Origin of the sequence: Methylobacterium nigriterrae, assembly GCF_037106235.1 — a bacterium.
In the GTDB taxonomy this organism is placed as follows: Bacteria; Pseudomonadota; Alphaproteobacteria; order Rhizobiales; family Beijerinckiaceae; genus Methylobacterium; species Methylobacterium nigriterrae.
In genome coordinates this window covers 1-16792 of sequence record NZ_JBAWTG010000100.1, presented here as the reverse complement: position 1 = coordinate 16792, position 16792 = coordinate 1, and the positions used below count along the sequence as shown (strand labels likewise).

At 60.6% G+C, this 16792-nt stretch carries 16 protein-coding genes and 2 pseudogenes; 13 read left to right on the top strand and 5 right to left on the bottom strand.

Going from position 1 to position 16792, the window contains the following annotated elements:
- The 3 genes and pseudogenes from WDW90_RS28160 to WDW90_RS28150 all read left to right on the top strand — a co-directional run.
- The coding region (locus tag WDW90_RS28160) for an IS5 family transposase (RefSeq protein ID WP_336490814.1) at positions 1-372 on the top strand (372 nt) is incomplete at its 5' end.
- A 19-nt stretch (positions 373-391) separates the two neighbouring features.
- A pseudogene (locus WDW90_RS28155) lies at positions 392-622 on the top strand (site-specific integrase); the annotation flags it as partial.
- Between the two features lie 86 nt (positions 623-708).
- Complete coding sequence (locus tag WDW90_RS28150) at positions 709-1632, top strand: LysR family transcriptional regulator (RefSeq protein WP_336490813.1); 924 nt, start codon at positions 709-711, stop codon at positions 1630-1632.
- Positions 1633-1844: 212 nt separating this feature from the next.
- On the opposite strand, the gene WDW90_RS28145 is transcribed toward WDW90_RS28150, so the two are convergent.
- On the bottom strand, positions 1845-2051 hold the full coding sequence (locus tag WDW90_RS28145; RefSeq protein WP_336490812.1) for a hypothetical protein: 207 nt from the start codon (positions 2049-2051) through the stop codon (positions 1845-1847).
- 349 nt (positions 2052-2400) lie between these two features.
- The gene (locus WDW90_RS28140; RefSeq protein ID WP_336490811.1) at positions 2401-3309 is read right to left on the bottom strand and encodes a LysR family transcriptional regulator; all 909 of its coding nucleotides are present in this window, start codon (positions 3307-3309) and stop codon (positions 2401-2403) included.
- 378 nt (positions 3310-3687) lie between these two features.
- On the opposite strand from WDW90_RS28140, the gene WDW90_RS28135 reads away from it, so the two are divergent.
- From WDW90_RS28135 to WDW90_RS28090, 10 genes are all read left to right on the top strand, one after another.
- A complete protein-coding gene (locus WDW90_RS28135; protein WP_336490810.1) occupies positions 3688-4197 on the top strand; it encodes a flavin reductase family protein in 510 nt (169 codons plus the stop codon).
- Between the two features lie 106 nt (positions 4198-4303).
- Positions 4304-5686 (top strand): MFS transporter, encoded by a 1383-nt coding sequence (locus tag WDW90_RS28130; protein WP_336490809.1) that lies wholly within the window; start codon positions 4304-4306, stop codon positions 5684-5686.
- Positions 5687-5716: 30 nt separating this feature from the next.
- Positions 5717-6892: an LLM class flavin-dependent oxidoreductase gene (locus WDW90_RS28125; RefSeq protein ID WP_336490808.1), complete on the top strand. Its 1176-nt coding sequence runs from the start codon at positions 5717-5719 to the stop codon at positions 6890-6892.
- Positions 6889-8079 (top strand): CaiB/BaiF CoA transferase family protein, encoded by a 1191-nt coding sequence (locus WDW90_RS28120; RefSeq protein ID WP_336490807.1) that lies wholly within the window; start codon positions 6889-6891, stop codon positions 8077-8079. The genes WDW90_RS28125 and WDW90_RS28120 overlap by 4 nt, the downstream gene beginning before the upstream one ends.
- Positions 8076-8825, top strand: coding sequence for an enoyl-CoA hydratase/isomerase family protein (locus WDW90_RS28115; protein WP_336490806.1), 750 nt, complete (start codon positions 8076-8078; stop codon positions 8823-8825). The genes WDW90_RS28120 and WDW90_RS28115 overlap by 4 nt, the downstream gene beginning before the upstream one ends.
- Positions 8826-9004: 179 nt before the next feature.
- On the top strand, positions 9005-10180 hold the full coding sequence (locus tag WDW90_RS28110; protein ID WP_336490805.1) for a flavin reductase: 1176 nt from the start codon (positions 9005-9007) through the stop codon (positions 10178-10180).
- A gap of 63 nt (positions 10181-10243) precedes the next feature.
- Positions 10244-10471 (top strand): dodecin, encoded by a 228-nt coding sequence (locus tag WDW90_RS28105; RefSeq protein ID WP_336490804.1) that lies wholly within the window; start codon positions 10244-10246, stop codon positions 10469-10471.
- Between the two features lie 31 nt (positions 10472-10502).
- Positions 10503-11675: a YbfB/YjiJ family MFS transporter gene (locus tag WDW90_RS28100; RefSeq protein ID WP_336490803.1), complete on the top strand. Its 1173-nt coding sequence runs from the start codon at positions 10503-10505 to the stop codon at positions 11673-11675.
- A gap of 64 nt (positions 11676-11739) precedes the next feature.
- The gene (locus tag WDW90_RS28095) at positions 11740-12960 is read left to right on the top strand and encodes an ABC transporter substrate-binding protein (protein ID WP_336490802.1); all 1221 of its coding nucleotides are present in this window, start codon (positions 11740-11742) and stop codon (positions 12958-12960) included.
- Positions 12961-12986: 26 nt separating this feature from the next.
- Positions 12987-13133, top strand: a complete 147-nt coding sequence (locus WDW90_RS28090) for a DEAD/DEAH box helicase family protein (protein WP_336490801.1) — start codon at positions 12987-12989, stop codon at positions 13131-13133.
- Between the two features lie 558 nt (positions 13134-13691).
- On the opposite strand, the gene WDW90_RS28085 is transcribed toward WDW90_RS28090, so the two are convergent.
- The 3 genes and pseudogenes from WDW90_RS28085 to WDW90_RS28075 form a co-directional block, all read right to left on the bottom strand.
- Complete coding sequence (locus WDW90_RS28085; RefSeq protein WP_336490800.1) at positions 13692-14447, bottom strand: PAS domain-containing protein; 756 nt, start codon at positions 14445-14447, stop codon at positions 13692-13694.
- A 948-nt stretch (positions 14448-15395) separates the two neighbouring features.
- Complete coding sequence (locus tag WDW90_RS28080) at positions 15396-16508, bottom strand: 4Fe-4S binding protein (RefSeq protein ID WP_336490799.1); 1113 nt, start codon at positions 16506-16508, stop codon at positions 15396-15398.
- A gap of 162 nt (positions 16509-16670) precedes the next feature.
- Positions 16671-16792: pseudogene (locus tag WDW90_RS28075) on the bottom strand (cytochrome c); the annotation flags it as partial.

Genomic DNA, 16792 nt, shown 5'->3' with positions numbered 1-16792 from the left:
GCGCTCACCGACCGCTTCTGCCGGCCGCTCGCTTTCCTGCTGACCGGCGGACAGGTGGCCGACTGCAAGGCCGGGGCAATCCTCTTGGAGCGCCTGCCTACCTGCCGACTCCTACTGGCCGACAAAGGTTACGACAGCGACGCCATCCGCCGGCAGATCGAAGCGACAGGGGCAGCCCCCAACATCCCGCCCAAGGTCAACCGGTGTTGGAAGCCGTGCTTCTCGCCCGTGCTCTATCGCGGCCGCAACGCCATCGAGCGGATGTTCGGTCGCCTCAAGGACTTCCGCCGTATCGCCACCCGTTACGACCGCTTGGCCACGAACTACCTCGCTGCCGTCTGCCTTGCTGCGACCGTCAGCTACTGGTTGTGAGTCCGGCGCCTAACTCGCGATCGACAGCAAGCTGCGCGGCTGCGACCTCGTCAGGCTCAAGGTCTGCGATCTGATCAGCGGCGGTCGGGCTCGCTCCCGGGCCACGATCGTGCAGCACAAGACCGGCCGACCCGTGCAATTCGAGCTTCTCGCACCCGCTCGCACCAGCATCCTGGCTTGGCTGGAGTGTCGAGGTGGCACGCTCGACGACTTTGCCTTTCCGAGCCGGATTAACAACGCCGCTCACATCATCTCCTCGACGTTTCGATGGCGCTCAAATAAACCCTGCGCGAGGCCGGATTAATCCAGTCTGGCCGCATTTCACTCGTGTGAGCGATGCAGGAATTGCTGGAGCCGGGCGGGCTGGAGGAACTGGCCGCCTTCGTCGCCGTGGCCGAAGCCGGGAGCTTCGCCGAGGCTTCGAAGAAACTCGGGCGCGATGCCTCGGTCGTTTCGCGACGGGTGAGCCAGCTTGAGCAGCGCCTCGGCGTGCGGCTGCTTTCGCGCACCACGCGGCGCGTTGCCCTGACGGAGGTCGGCGCGATCTACTGCCGTCGGGTTCAGGCGCTCCTCGATGAACTGGCGAGCGCCAGCCAGGAAGCCAGCGACTTCGCGGCGAGCCCGCAGGGTCTCGTGAGGGTGTCGGTGCCCGTGACCTTCGGGCGGCAATGGATCGCCCCGCTGCTGCCGTCCTTCCTCGCCCGCCACCCGCAGATCCGCATCGACGCGCGCTTCACCGACCGCTTCGTCGATGTCGTTGCGGAAGGGTTCGACGTTGCGATCCGGGTCGGTGCCCGGGGGCTGCGCGACAGCTCGCTCACCGCGCGCAGGCTGGCCTCCTACCGGAACCTGCTCGTCGCCGCTCCGAGCTACCTCGCAGCACACGGCACGCCGCAGGCGCCCACCGACCTCGTGGACCATGCCTGCCTGGGGTTCACGGGCCACGCCGCATGGCCCGACTGGCCGCTGATGAAGGACGGCACGCGCCGGACGGTGCGACCCGCCTGCTCCCTCATCGCCGACCATTCCGAGGTGCCGCTCATGGCGGCAATCGACGGCGCCGGCATCACCCTCACGGCCCACTGGCTGGCCGGACCCGCGATCCGCGCGGGCCAGCTCATCGAGGTCCTACCGGGCTGGGGTGGGAAAGAGGAAGGCGGTGTCTATGCGATCCTGCCGCCCGGCCGTCTCGTGCCGACGAAGACGCGCGTCTTCGTCGAAGAGGTTACTCAGGCCATCAAGGCGGGATGGAGCCAGTGAGCCGAGGGCTCAGCACCGTGTCGTTCCAATAGGGCTTGCCCATGTGGACCGTTCCAGACGCGCCGAGAGCCCGTTCCAGACGGATGCTCCTGCGATTTGGAACGCGAGCTGGTCCGGCCTCTAAGGCCCCTTTGGAACGCGCATGCGCCCTGCGCATGTCCCACTCACGAGGCATGGCGACGCGAACTCCAGCCACCTGAGCGGCCGAGGCGTCACTTATCCGGCGACGGCATGTCGGCAGGCCGCTCGCCCGGGATGATGTCGCTCTTCAGCGGCTCCGGAACGCCCGCGTTGATATCGAGCGGAGGCTCGGCCAAGTCGGGCGAGGCGGCGGGAGCCTCATCAGGCGACGCCGGAGAAATCGGACCGATCGGATCGATTTCGGTCGGGTCCAGATCAGGTGAGCCGGGATTGGCCATGCGATCCCCTCCTCAAGAGCCAATTGGCGCATCGCTCCTCGGTTCCGGCCGGTCTCGCTGCTGCCAACGCGCTGGAGCGTCCCCGAATGGGGCAGGGGAGGACACTAAAAAACCCGCTAAGTCATTAACCTAGCAGGCTTAAAGCGATGGCTGGGGGACCTGGATCCGAACCAGGACTAGAGGAGTCATCGGCCAAGATCAGATCCTCGACGCAAAGACGTTGCCAAACGTCAAGATGCCAAACCGCGATGGTTTCATTGCCGATCCGCGGTCGGAGTTGTCGTTGTATCGCTGCTCCCTGCAGCGAGCGTCGTTCGACAACCTGGATCAGGCAGCAGGAAGCCCACTGCTAAGTCTCGGCGCGAGTTTGTGCCGAAACCTCGAAGGTGCTCGCTCGCACGGCCATTTCGGTCATCAGGCGCGGAATCGATGTCGAAGAGTGCAGGGCGTACACGGAGAAGAATTCAACCATGGGTCCCTCCGGCTGCGTTTCGATTACCCGGAGAGAACCCGAAACGATTTCTCGTTGGTAGCACTGAACCGGAAGGAGACTGACCCCGACACCGGCCTGTGTCAGCGACGCGATTGCTCCCATGCTGTTGCAGAGATCGACCGCCCTTGCTTCGTGTCCGCGCACGCTCAGCCAATGCTCGACGGTGCGGTGATGGAAGCTGCTCTTTCCCAGAGAAAGGACACGAAGGTCGCGGAAGTCCGAAGGCTCGACCACTCGGTCCGGCAACGGAACCGCCTGTCCCGCCATCCACGCGAAGCGGACGCAGCCGAGCGATCGGGCAGAGAGATGAGAGTCAAAATGCGAGCCTGGCATCAAAGCAAGATCAATCTCACCGTCTGCAATTAATTGTTGGAGGTCGAGGGTAAGAGCGACATTAAACTCCAATGTCAGTCGCGGATAGTTCTGGTGAATCAATTCGACGAAATCCGGCAGCCAGGTCACGGCTACTAATTCTGCCACGCCGAGACGAACGAGGCCTGACAAAGCCTCCCCAGTACCAACCCGCAAACGGATCTCGGAACACGCGGCAATAGCACGCTCCGCGTAAATCTGAAGTTCACGGCCTTTCACCGTCAATCGCGTCTTTCGCGCCGAACGATCAAACAGCGACACTCCGAGATCCTGCTCGAGCTCCTGGATCCGAGCTGAGACGGTCGACGGGGTCGCATTCAATCGCTCGGCTGCACCGGTGAAACTTCCGCATCGGGCAATCTCCAGAAAGGTTTCAAGCTGCTTGATGTTCACGAATCTCTTCGCCTTCCGGCACCCAGGGAACCGCCAGCCGGATAAGCCCCACGGATGCATGCGGACCAGTGTGCACCGGGCCAGGATGGACTTCGCTGCCCCTGGGTCATCTTAGCCCACGCACGGTTACCGGCCCGGAACCCAGACTGCAACAAAATTCCGGTTCTTGGCACTCCGCATGGTCAATTCGTTTTTTTCGAACGCAGATATGCGAAAGAATTCGCTTTTCATGCATTAAGATGCTGTTAGGGTGGTTACGAAGAATACCGCAATCGGTGCAAGCACGCCGTCCGGTACGACAATAAAAGCGTCGTTTTCAGCGAACACTACTTCGTTGAATCAAGGTACTTCATATCAAGACACGCACCGAGGAAGAGTATGGCCATGCCTAGTGCCGCACGAATTTCAAACGAAGAGTTCAAACCCGTCATGAGGCGCTTCGCCGCCTGCGTCAACGTCATCACCTCCGTGGACGGCGAGACGAAGAACGGCATGACGGCGACTGCGGTTTGTAGTGTGTCGGCCGATCCCCCGAGCGTTCTCATCATCGTAAACAAGTCCAGCCGATCCCACGCTCTGATCAGCCGCTCGCAAGCATTCGGAGTGAATGTACTTTCGAGCGAGCAGGAGGACATCGCAAGCCACTTTGCATCGAAGAGCGCTGATCCCTTCGCCGAAATCGATCACTGGATCGGGCGGACTGGATGCCCCATCATTTGCGATGCCGACGCATATTTGGAATGCTCCGTTGTGAAGGAAACTGACTTCGGCACGCACACGATCTTCATCGGGCAAATCGTGTCATGCGATGTAAGCAGCAAACCACCGCTTCTCTATCACGAGGGTCGGTTCTGCGGCCTTCAACAAGCCCAACTTGAGTACGCGTGATTGACAAATCCGCTTTTTCTACGATCGACTAAGGCCTAATCGAAGCCAAAGCCAATGATGAAAAATAAAAAATAAATGATCCGCGGCAGTTATACGGGTGGAAACTATGACAGCCATTGCACTGGGAAAGCCTGGCCATGATAGTGCGCAGGCCAGACACGCACGACGCGCCGTCATCGCCGCAACGATCGGAACGATGATCGAATGGTATGATTTCTATTTATACGGTCTCGTAGCAGCTCTTATTTTTGGAAAGCTTTACTTTCCCTCTCACGAGCCATTTGCGGCCACGCTTCTTTCCTTCTCGACGTTCTTCCTAGGCTTCGTTGCCCGTCCGTTCGGGGCCCTCATCTTCGGACACTATGGCGACCGGATCGGTCGTAAAGGTACGCTTGTGGCCACACTGATGCTCATGGGTGTCAGTACGGTCCTGATCGGCCTCATCCCGACTTACGAGTCGATCGGGATCTGGGGTGCGGTTGCTTTGACCTTTTTGCGAGTCCTGCAAGGCGTGGGTGTCGGCGGTGAGTGGGGCGGAGCGATCTCCGTCGCAACCGAATGGTCCGCTTTCAACAAGAAGCGCGGCCTTGCGGGAAGCTGGCCTCAGTTCGGCTCACCGCTCGGTCTTCTCCTCGCAGTCATCGTCCTCACGGCAGTGACGCATGCCGGATCCGCGGAATGGTTCGAGACAATTGGCTGGCGACTTCCGTTCCTGTTCAGCGCGGTGTTGATTGGCGTCGGACTCTGGATCCGGCTGGGTGTACTGGAGACTCCCGTCTTCCAGGAAATGAAGAAAAAGAAGCAGATCGCCAAGGCCCCTGTGCTCGACGCTGTCCGATTTCATTGGCGCGAGATCCTTCTGACCTGCCTGATCCGGACCGGTCAGCAGGCCCCGTTCGTGATTTTCACCACATTCCTACTCTCCTATGGCACCGGTACGCTTCACTTGGAGCGACCGTTCCTCTTCAACGCGGTGCTCGCGGCGTCTTGTCTGTCCCTCGTGACGACACCTTTGTTCGGCTATATCTCCGATCGGATCGGGCGCAAGCGAATGTACTTGATTGGAGCTGCGACGATGCTGCTCTTCGCTTTCCCGTACTACTGGATGCTCAACACGGCCGTGCCCGCGGTGATTGTGGTCGCAGTCATGCTCTCGCTCGTCGTCCACGATATGCAGTATGGACCACAGGCGGCCTTCATCGCCGAGAGCTTTCCGCCAAGCGTCCGCTACAGCGGTTGTTCCATTGGCTATCAGCTAGCGTCCCTCACTTCGGGCGGCCCTGCACCAATCATCGCAACTTGGCTGCTTCATACATATGGCACCTCGACCGCAATCAGTTCATACCTTGCGGTGATCGCCTTCATCAGCCTCGTTTCCGCTGCCTTCCTCCGCGATCGGTCTCATGAGGACTACGGGGCGCACGACATATCAATCGTCGATGACCGGCCAGAGCCAGGCATCTCCGTCTCGCCTTCAGTCGCCTCCTAATCAACCTTTCCGCAGATTGGAGTTCAGATCATGTCAAACGACGCTACCACGCTGATGCGCTACACAGCCGGGGGACCCCGCACTCACGTCGAGGCGCCCTCGCCGCTCGATAGGCTGCCCAAGAATAAGCTAGTTCTCGGTCTCTTTCTGCCGATGCAGGAGGGGGCTTGGAGTCCCTCCCGCGCTCCAAGAACCACCTCTTGGACCTTCGACTATCTTGCCCAGTGTGCAGTGAAGGCCGAGGAATTCGGGTTCGACCTCGCCTTCGGCCTCGCGCAATGGATGAGTAAGGGCGGATACGGCGGCGAGATGCGCTTCCGGGAGCACGAGCTCGATCCTATCATTGTCAATACCGCGCTTGCAGCGAAGACGAAGAAGATCGTGCTCATCAACACGGTCCACATCCTCTACGCCTGGCACCCGCTGCATCTCGCTAAGTTCGGCGCGGCGCTCGATCACATCAGCGGCGGCCGTTGGGGCGTCAACGTCGTCACAGGCTACAAGCCGAGCGAGTACCGCATGTTCGGCCTCGACATGATCGAGCACGATCTGCGCTACGACATGGCCGACGAGTTCACGACGATCATGGAGCGGCTTTGGGCCGAGGATGAGGACCTGACCTTTGAGGGGCGCTGGTGGAAAACCGAGAAGGCCTTCCTTGCGCCGCAGCCGGGTGCCCGCCGTCCCTTCCTTGTCAATGCGGCCTCGTCGGGGGCGGGGCTGGAATACGCGGCCAAGCACTCGGATTTCATCTTCATCACGAGCCCGGGTGGCGCCGAGCCGTCCAAGGCCTACGAGACGCTGCCGCCCGTCAATGCCCGCATCAAGGAGCTCGCTGCTTCCTACGGACGGAAGGTCAAGACAATCATCAACCCGCACGTCATCTGCCGCCCGACAGAGAAGGAGGCGCAGGAGGCCTACCGGCGCATCCTGGAGCACGAGGATCCGGTTGCAGCCGACAACTTCGTGCAGACCTTCGTGGGCGGCGACACGAAGTCTTGGCGCGGGCACAGCCGGGCTCAGTGGGTCATCGGCGGCAACGTCCACCTGGTCGGCACCCCTGAGCAGATCGTCGAAGGCTTCGTGAAGCTGCATGCAGCGGGCTGCGACGGGGTGCAGGTGAACTTCTTCGATTACCTGCCGGACCTCGAGTACTTCGGCAACAACGTTCTTCCTCTGATGAAGCAGGCAGGCTTACGGTCATGAGCAGCATTAGTAACGGACCCCTTTCTGGACTCCGTGTCCTCGAGTTCGGCCAGATTGCAGCCGGTCCTTACGTCGGCATGCTCCTGGCCGACCTCGGTGCCGACGTGGTGAAGGTCGAGCGGCCGGACGGCGGCGACGGCATGCGCGACTGGCCACCGCTAATGGCGGCGGAGGGGGCGGAGGATGCCGCCCGCTTCAGCGGCAACTTCGCCTCGCTGAATCGGAACAAGCGCAGCATCGCCGTCGATCTCAAGGATCCTGCCGAGATTGCCCGCCTTCGGGATCTCTGTCGAGCGGCCGACGTCATTGTCGAGAACTTCCGGCCGGGCGTCCTGAAGCGTCTGGGTCTTGGCTACGAGGCTGTGGCCGAGGTGAACCCCCGCATCGTCTACTGCTCGATCTCGGGTTATGGTCAGTTGGGCCCCTATGCAAAGAAGGGTGCCTTCGACGTCACCGTCCAAGCCATCAGCGGCTTGATGAGCGTGACGGGCGAGCCCGATGGCTCGCCCGTCAAGTGCGGCGTTCCCGTCGGTGATTTCTGCGCCGGTCTGTACGCCGCCTACTGCATCTCGGCGGTACTTCGACAAGTGGCAGAGACGGGCAAGGGCGCCTTCATCGACTGCTCGATGCTGGGCAGTCTCTTGGGGATCTCCGCACTCCAGACGAGCGAGTACTTCGGCACCGGTGCCGTGCCGCGTCGCCTCGGCTCGGCACACCCGCGCAACGCCCCTTACCGCGGCTTCGACGCAGAGGACGCCCCTTTCGTAGTCGCAGCTGGAAACCAGGAACTTTGGCGGAAGTTCTGCAGCGTCGTAGGAATGGAAGAGCTTACTGCCGACCCGCGGTTCAAGACACAGGAGCTACGCGCCCGCCATCAAGGCGAGCTGTTCGACATTGTCCAGCCGATCTTCAGCACTCGTCCCCGTGCTCAATGGCTCACGGAACTCGATACCCAGGGTATCCCCTGCGCGCCGGTGAACAGCTTCGACTCGATCCTGGCCGATCCGCACGTCGGTGCGATGGGCTTGCTCCACGACCTCACGCTACCCAACGGAGCCCGTACAACCACCGTAGGCTTTCCCATCGCGATCAGCGACTTCGAGTTCAAGATCGGTCGGCCGCCGCCGAGCTTAGGTGAGCACACGAAGGAGGTCGCACAGGATTGGACTAAGGAGAGCGGACGATGAGCGAACCGGTCATCGTCGCCAATCTCGGGCCCGACGGCCTGCGCTTGACGCTCAATCGATCGGATCAGGCAAACGCGGTCGATGACGCACTCTGCAATGCATTGCTCTCGGCCCTCCAAGAGGCAGCGGAAACTGGTATCCGTCTCGTCGTACTGGACGCAAATGGGAAAAACTTCTGCGGCGGCTTTGACTTCACCGGCGTCGATGGCTTATCGGAGGGAGACCTGCTCCTGCGTTTCGTCCGGATCGAGCAGGTGCTTCAGCTACTCTGGCGCGGTCCCTTCGTGACGATCGCTTGTGTTCATGGGGCGGTCTTCGGCGCAGGTGCGGATTTGGTAGCGTCGTCGACCTACCGGCTGGGTGCGCCCGGCTGCCGTTTCCGCTTTCCCGGCTATCGCTTCGGCATTGCTCTCGGCACCCGCAGGCTCGGATGCCTTCTCGGAGAACAGAGGGCGCGAGAGATTCTGCTCGCGAACGCGACACTCAGCGGGGTTGAAGCGCGGGAAGCAGGTCTGCTGACCCACCTCGAGGAACGTGAGGCGTGGGACGGCATCATCGCGGAGGTTGAAGCGGGCATCAAGGATCTCAGCGCTTCGGCCATGGGCGATCTCCTCACCAACGTTCGGCAGGATCAAGCCGCCGGCGACCGAGATCTGGCGGGCCTCGTGCGTTCGGCAGCGCGGTCGGGAATCCATGGACGGATCGCTGGCTATCGCGCTGCCGCTGCGGGAAATCGCAAAAGTTGAAGCCGGCATCGGTGGCTGACGAAGCTCATTCGCCGGGTCTGCCCTTCCGGCTGCCCTTGGCCACAGCCATGCAGTCGCCTCTCACTGGGTCCGATCCAAAAGCCCAGTCAGGTTAACTCTCCGTCGCCAATCTCATCACCGTAGCCGTTACCGCTCTCAAGCTTTGGAAAGGGATCAAGATGGAATCGTCGTCCTCGGCCATCTCGGCCAGTCGCTTTCGCGAGGTCCTCGGACAGTATCCCACCGGCGTCGCTGTTATCACGGCTTGCAGCGTGGATGGCACTCCTGTCGGAATGGTCGTCGGAAGCTTCGGCTCGACCTCGCTCGATCCACCGCTGATCTCCTTCATGCCCGACAAGAAATCGTCAAGTTGGCTAAAGCTGCAGCAATTCGACAAATTCTGCGTGAACATCCTGGGTGCCCACCAGCTCGCCGTTTGTCGCGACCTCGCATCGAAGCGGCCCGACAAGTTCGCGGAGATCAATTGGAGCCGCTCCGACCTCGGCAATCCTGTGATTGCCGGCTCCATTGCGCAGATCGAGTGCGTGAAGGAGACCGAGTACGAGGCAGGCGACCATCTGATCGTGCTGGGCCGGGTCCTGGATCTCGCTCTCGGTGCGGCAGGTACGCCGCTTCTGTTCTACCGTGGTGGCTACGGTACATTCACCGCCCAATCCATGATCAGCGGTGAGGCCGAGATCCTCGATAAGCTGAGGCTGCTCGATCGCATTCGGCCCATGCTTGAGGGGCTGGCAAGCGAGTTCGACACCGAGGTGACCGCGGTCGCCCTGGTGAAGGGCGAAATCAATCTTGTCGGTTCGTTCGGACGGTCGCGTGCAGTGGACTTCCCCACCCGTGTCGGCCAGCGGCTGCCGTTTATGCCACCGGTCGGTGGTGTTTTCGCGGCTTGGGGAACGCCGGAGGAGCAGTCCGAGTGGCTCTCTCGTTGCGGGGGCGATGCCTCTCTGGACCGCCAGTCATGCCTGCGGATGATCGAGAATATTCGCTCTCGCGGCTGCGCTGTCGGCTTCGGTCATGAGGCGAGCCTGAAATGGGAGCGTGCGGCCTTCCTGACCAGCATTGGCGACGCCACAGTAACGGAGAAGGAGCTTCGTCAACTCCTCGCGGACGCCGCCGGCAGTTACAACCCCGGAGCACTAGGAGATGATAGGCAATACGAGTTCCACTTCGCTCAGGCTCCCGTTTTCAACGCGTCCGGTAACGTTGTTTTGGGAATCACCATATGGGGCCCTGAAGGAGAAGTATCCCGCGAGACTATTGAGGCCATTTCGGGCCGTTTGATCCGAACTGCGGCGGCCGCCACCCGTTGCATCGGTGGCGAGACGCGCTCTTGACGCTCAGGTCTACCAGCGAGCGTTGCCGTTCTGGAATATGCCTGAGCAACGATGGAGATGGTCATGAGCCACGTTTACCCCGTAACTGAAATCTATGGTTCGTCACAGCACTCGATCGATGACGCAATCCGGCAGGCGGTTGCGTCCGCACAGCTGACAATTCGCCATCTTGAGTGGTGTCAGGTCACCGAAATACGAGGGCATGTCGAGAGTGACGGCTCGATCGGTCATTTTCAGGTAGGTGTAAAGCTCGGCTTCCGCTTGGATCGGCCGTCTGGAAGGAAGGAATAGTATGAAGTCGCAAACGTGAATGAGACCGCCTATGAAAGACCCCGCCGGTCCCAGCCACCGATCTTTATTCGATTCGACCAGCGACGCGAACCTGTGGTTCCTTCGTCCTGCTCTCTCCGGCGCCTCAGCAACCTTTGTTGGCGTCGGCCTCGCCCGCTTTGCCTATCTGACTCTATTCCCAGTCATGGTCACAGCCCAGTGGCTGGATGGAGGTGGCGCGGGTCTGCTGGGCGCTTTCAATTTGATGGGCTACCTCATTGGAGTGTCTGGCGGCCGTCTCCTAGCGAAGCACATCGGAGTCCCGCGCTCGCTCGATTGCGGTATGTTGCTGACAGCGCTTTCCTTCTTTGCCTGCGGCTGGAATGGCGGCCTGGTCTGGTTGGCGATCTGGCGTAGCGCCGCCGGAGTTTCTGGCGGTGTCCTCATGTCCCTTGCTGGCCCGGCGGTGCAGGCCGTCGTGGAACCCGCCCAACGCGGCACCGCAGGTGGCGTTGTCATTTCGGGCGTTGGGACCGGGATCATTGTCACGGCACTCGCGATCCCGCCGATCCTAAACTGGGGTCTACCGGCCGCTTGGATTGTTCTCGCAGCCTGCATCGTCATTCTTTGGGCGTTCGCTCGGCCGGCCTGGCCGAGGACGGAGATTTTTGAGCAACCGAAGGGAGCCAACTTCGGCAGCGCGACCGTTCTGATATTAGCTTACGGAATAGCGGGCGCCGGCATGGTTCCGCATATGGTCTATCTCGCAGATCTGGCGGTTCGAGGCCAGGGCCACACATTTAGCTTCGCCACCTACGCATTGTTGCTCTTTGGCCTCGGTGCTCTTTCGGGAACACTTGCAGCCGGGCGCGCAGTCGATCGCTGGGGAGGCGCAAGAACCATCCAGATGTGGTTCGCTTTCCAGACGTTCGCGGTCGCGCTCGTGTTAGCGCCCCCGTCCTTCTGCCTGCTTCTGGGCGCATTTCTAGGAGGATTTGGAGGGATCGGGGCGACAGCAGTGGTACTCGGCCGAGCACGTGAGATCGCAGGTGAGACTGCAGGAGTCATATGGCAATACGCGACGGCCAGCTTTGCTATCTCGCAAGCGGTGAGTTCCCTCGCTCTCGCACTTGTTTTTGCCCATACCGGCTCTCACGGCCAGCTGTTTGCAGTGGGCTTAGCTTGCTCCTTGGCTGCTGTTGGGATGGTCACGTGGTTCCGGTGAACTGCCGAGTTAAACCTGCCCCAGCGACTGGTTAGATTGCTACAAATCAGACAGGAGGAACGCCTTGAAAAACTGGAAACGCACTCTCATCGCCGCGGCGACTTGCACCGTTCTTACCACCGGCGCTATCGCGCAGATTTCGGACGACGTGGTCAAGATTGGCGTGCTCGTGGACATGAACGGCCTTTACTCCGACCTAAGTGGCATCGGCTCCGTCACGGCCGCCAGGATGGCGGTCGAGGACTTCGGCGGCACCGTACTCGGCAAGCGCATCGAAGTCGTTTCCGCCGACCACCAGAATAAACCGGATATCGGCGCCAGCATCACCCGCCAGTGGATCGATCGTGAGCAGGTGGATGTCATCGTCGACGTACCCGTCTCGTCAATCGCCTTCGCCGTTCAGGACATTACGCGGCAAAAGAACCGTGTCTTCCTGATCTCGTCCTCGGGCTCGTCTGATCTGACCGGAAAGGCCTGCTCACCGGTCAGCGTGCATTGGACTTACGATACCTACGCACTTTCCCACGCGACCGGCGGTGCACTACTGAAGCGTGGGGCCGATACTTGGTTCTTTATCACCGCGGACTATGCCTTTGGTCACGCGCTCGAGCGCGATGCCATGGCAGTGGTGAAGGCAGCCGCAGGAAAGGTTCTCGGCACTGTCCGCCACCCGCAGGATACTCCGGATCTCTCCTCGTTCTTGCTTCAAGCGCAAGCCTCGGGCGCGAAGGTGATCGCCCTCGCCAACGCTGGCGGTGATACCGTCAATTCCATCAAACAGGCAAACGAGTTCGGCATCACGCAGAACCAACAGATCGTCGGGCTCCTGACCTACATCTCTGATGTCCACAGTTTGGGTTTGCAGAACGCCCAGGGCCTGCTTCTGGCCTCGGCGTTTTACTGGGATATGACCGACGAGACGCGGGCGTGGACGAAGCGGTTCCTCGCGCGCGTCAACAAGGTGCCAACTATGCCCAATGCCGGCGTCTACGGCGCGGTCACGCATTACTTAAAGGCCATCGAGGCAGCTGGGACTGACGACGCCACCAAGGTTGTTCAAAAGATGAAGGAACTGCCGATCAATGATTTCTTCACTAAGAACGGCTCGGTTCGTGAGGATGGACGCGTAATGCGCAACATCTACCTCTTCCAAGTTAAGTCACCATTTGAGTCAAAGTACCAGTTCGACTACTACAAGCTGGTCGCTACGATTCCTGCCGAGCAGGCTTTCAGGCCTTTGTCGGAGGGGAACTGTCCACTAATTGGGAAGGCAACCGTTCATTAACGGGATGGGTGGACCGTTCCCTGCTGATGAGCCTGCGCTCGATCGCGCAGTACCTTCCGCCGAATCAGACTCTTTTCGACCTCGTCATCTTCGACGAGGCTTCGCGGGCAGGCGCAGCGAAAGCAGAAGCTCTGCCGGTCAACGATCGCGATTTATTAAATCGCGCAATGTGACTCAACGTCCAGTCGTCATGCCCATTGAAACTAGATCCGCGACGGTCCGGAAAAACTCAGGCAGCTTACGGCTGTTTTCCCGAGACCAGTTAAATCACAGCAGCACATCAGTGCGAGCCCCTGCCCTTCCGAACCCTTACCCTTAGTTGACGTTCCCTCCAATCCCGGCCAGCACTCAGCAGTGCATCGCGACGAGAGCTGGCCTCTCACAAAGCTGCCCTTCGTTGGCAAGGTGGTTGCACGAAAGTGGGATGCGGCTGACGAGCGTCAGCAAGAGTAGCCGGAAGCGCCAGCCCTCCAGAACGAACCGGAATGGAGGCGCTGATGTCTGGCCGCACACCCTTGGCTGCTCATCCGGAGCCGGAGGCCTGCTTTGGCAAAAGACAGGCAGGCTGTTTTGCTACGCAGCAGGTTCTGAGCCGCCCCCTCCCCGACAGTAGCCCCGTCACGACATAGTCGAGCTCGCCCGGCACGATGGGAGGAGGTTGCGCCCGTCGGTCAGGTGATGGACGCTGCGCATCAGGTCTGCCGGTCATGGACACGGGCTTGGCTTTGATCTCAGCGCCTTCCTTGTGAGGTGAAAAGCATGATCCGTCGTTGAAGATCTGCCAGCCGTCGGTTCAGCAGGTCGCGCTGCCTCTGCCGCTTGCTCTCAAGCTGGCATATGATCCCGTCCCTCTCTGCGGCGGATCCTGACCAATTGTCCAGACGTTCGCAGTCGCTCTGGAAACTGAACTCGGCGTCCGCCAGCGCAGCCAAAGTGGCTTGGAGGCAGCCCGTCAGATCGTCCAGTTCGAGCACGGCTCTAACCTCATCCGGCAGTCCTTCTGCCCACGCCGCGGCGGGAAGATTCGGGATGCTTGGCACCGTGGGAGGAGCGAGGCTCAGAAGCACGTTGGAGCCCGCCACGATCGCACCTGATGCATCCCGCAGAGGCGTCGGATACGGCATGAAGGGGATCAGCGTTCCATCCGGCCGCTCCAGCACCGTCTGCACCCCGCGCACGGCACGCCCCTCCTTCAGAGCCACCGCCATCGGGCACTGATCGAGCGGCAGGTGCGCACCGTCTGTCGTGAAGATCCGCCAAGAGCCGCACCAGCGAGTCTTGCCGAGTTCGGGCCGGTAGCCCCAGAGATCGGCAGCGGCGTCATTGTAGTAGGTCAGCCAGCCATCCGCGTCGGTCGTGTAAACTGCCGACTTGAACTGCTTGAACACTTCAGCCCGCAGCGGCTCATAATTCCAGCTACAATTGCCAGTATCGAAGTTGTCGGATAGCACCGCTTCCCCCACAACAGACAGACCGGGTTGGCCCAACTGAGTTCTTCAGGCTGCCCCGACTGCCGCGGGTAACTCCGAGCAGGCTCTGTCTTTGGACGACATGAGCTACCCTTCACAGACGCATAACACGTCGCACTCCAGATTGTCCGAACGCGCGAGAATACTCTCAGGTGCTGCAAATCGCTCTGCAGAACGCGGCGACCACGGCGGCCTCGCGTCTCTCGCGCAAGACTTCCTCGGCCGCCCATTGATTAGCGCAAAATAAGACATATTGCATTGCGAATTTGGCAGGGTTTGGATGTAAGTCCATTGAAGTTCTGTAAGAATAAATAGAGATAAAATATAAACGGGATTCAGGGCCGCTTTGATGCTACTTTGGCGAATTTGTGACTGCCGCGCGGATTGAGGAGAATGCCGCGGCTCTCTGCAGTCACGATTCAACGCGCCTTGGACGTGTCTATGCACCTAGGTAATGTCCAAGAATGCTTACTACCGGGTCGTCTCAATCCTGCCGAGAGAGCGGCTCGGTTGATGCAGACGCCCTCTACGAGAGGGAGGAGAGGGCTGCCGTGCCGTTCGGGGCTCCCCATGTCGAAATTTTTGGAAAGACTGACGCTGTGGCGACGCTGGCATGGGCGGCAGAAGCACCGGCGGTCCCTATAAGCTTCACCAATTGCACAGTCAGTGCGGCGCCGGTGCCGTGCTGGGAGCAGGGCTGGTAGGATTGGGAGGAGTTGTGCTCGGAGAAGCCGGGGGGACTGGTGTTGGAGCCGGGGCTGGCACTGTGTTCGCAGGCGGCGGATTGGTGGGTTCCGCCTTCTTCGGTGTACTGTCCTTGCAGGCCGCGAGCGCCAGCAGCCCCGCCAAGAGCAAGAGTAATCGAGAGCGCATAGACATTTTTCCTTACGAAAGATGATCTAACTTCGGCAGAGCACAGGGTTCGGATTCGCAGCCCTGTCCGCAATCTGCGGCGGCTCCGTGGTCCTAGTATGTCTCGGCATGGTAGCGGCCAGTGGAGTGGAGGGTCTGCCGCAAGACGGGCCAGTTGATGCAATGCTCCTGACTGATCTCTGCCAGCGCGACATCCACGTCCTCCTCGAGACCGCGCGAGCCGCAAATGTAGATATGTAAGTGGTCGTTCCGAAGCATGGTGGCGAGGGAACCCGCTCTCTGACGCATCCGATCTTGGACATATTCTCGCTCCCAGCCTGCCGCCCCAGAGTAGGTTAGTTCTTTTGTAGGAAGAAATTCTGGATTGGACAGAAGCGAATCAAGGGTAGGAAACATCTGCGGCGTCCGGGTGCCGAAGAACATGTGTTGCCGCCCAAGTGCATCCGGAGCCGTGCGCAGCCGGCGCTGCAAGAATCCACGGAACGGCGCTCGGCCAGTGCCCGTCCCGATCATCAGCAACTCGGCCTCCGGGTCGTCGGGCAGAAGAAAAGTTTCCCCGAATGGTCCCACCACGTCGATCCGGTCTCCGGGGCGGAGATCGCACAGCCAATTCGACGCGACGCCGTGGAACACGCTTCCGTCTGGCCGTGATCCGATCACCCGCTTCACGAACAAAGCCATAGTACTGGTTCCCGGCTCCTCGCCATCTCGCGCGCTAGCGATTGAGTAGATGCGCAGGCCGCGCGGCCTGCTGTCCGATCGCTTACCCGGCGGGACCACGCCAATGCACTGCCCCTCCAAGAAGGGAAAAGCGACATCGCCAAAATCTATGACGATCAGCCGGACCTCCGATGCCTCCTCCTCCTGCGTCAGCCGCTTGCTGCTAACAAACGTCGCGACGGCCGGTGCCTCGCGCCTGAAAAGCTGGGTGGGCGGCCTCAGGATGGTAGGCGGTTTGGATACTCTCGGCGGCAACTGGTGCCAGCCCAGTTGCTCGGCAACCGTATACGGGCGGTTGAGCATAAACCAGTTGTCGACAGCGCCTGTGGGGCAAGGTCGAACGCACGCCATGCAGAAATTGCAAATGTCTGCATTGACGACGTAATTGCGCTCGTCATGGCTGATCGCACCGGTCGGGCAACGCCGTTCGCACGTGTTGCACCGGATGCAGGTCTCTGGGTTGATAAGATGCTGCTCGCGCAACACGCTCGAGTTTCCCCACTGCATTGTGACACATGCTGGAATTGGGCAAGCTTGACAGGCACATTGGTGTCCTCGCTATGACCCTTTCCGGCAAGCAACTTCAAAGGAGCGCGTAGCGCACCGCGCAAACTCAGTCGATCGGGTGCTGATTTCAAAACCCCAATGTTAATACGCATCCGCAAGGTAGGCGGCGATGGCCTTGCCGTCGGCTTCGCCGATGGGGGCGTGGTAGACCTTGATCATCTTGGTCACCTCCGCGTCCCAGAACGCCTTGCCCTTCTTCGGCG

What these genes read in the sequence shown, in the direction of transcription:
- WDW90_RS28150 (WP_336490813.1), top strand. Translation starts at nt 709, where the DNA reads ATGCAGGAATTGCTGGAGCCGGGCGGGCTGGAGGAACTGGCCGCCTTC.
- WDW90_RS28145 (WP_336490812.1), bottom strand. Translation starts at nt 2,051, where the DNA reads ATGGCCAATCCCGGCTCACCTGATCTGGACCCGACCGAAATCGATCCG.
- WDW90_RS28135 (WP_336490810.1), top strand. Translation starts at nt 3,688, where the DNA reads ATGGCCATGCCTAGTGCCGCACGAATTTCAAACGAAGAGTTCAAACCC.
- WDW90_RS28130 (WP_336490809.1), top strand. Translation starts at nt 4,304, where the DNA reads ATGACAGCCATTGCACTGGGAAAGCCTGGCCATGATAGTGCGCAGGCC.
- WDW90_RS28125 (WP_336490808.1), top strand. Translation starts at nt 5,717, where the DNA reads ATGTCAAACGACGCTACCACGCTGATGCGCTACACAGCCGGGGGACCC.
- WDW90_RS28120 (WP_336490807.1), top strand. Translation starts at nt 6,889, where the DNA reads ATGAGCAGCATTAGTAACGGACCCCTTTCTGGACTCCGTGTCCTCGAG.
- WDW90_RS28115 (WP_336490806.1), top strand. Translation starts at nt 8,076, where the DNA reads ATGAGCGAACCGGTCATCGTCGCCAATCTCGGGCCCGACGGCCTGCGC.
- WDW90_RS28110 (WP_336490805.1), top strand. Translation starts at nt 9,005, where the DNA reads ATGGAATCGTCGTCCTCGGCCATCTCGGCCAGTCGCTTTCGCGAGGTC.
- WDW90_RS28105 (WP_336490804.1), top strand. Translation starts at nt 10,244, where the DNA reads ATGAGCCACGTTTACCCCGTAACTGAAATCTATGGTTCGTCACAGCAC.
- WDW90_RS28100 (WP_336490803.1), top strand. Translation starts at nt 10,503, where the DNA reads ATGAAAGACCCCGCCGGTCCCAGCCACCGATCTTTATTCGATTCGACC.
- WDW90_RS28090 (WP_336490801.1), top strand. Translation starts at nt 12,987, where the DNA reads ATGAGCCTGCGCTCGATCGCGCAGTACCTTCCGCCGAATCAGACTCTT.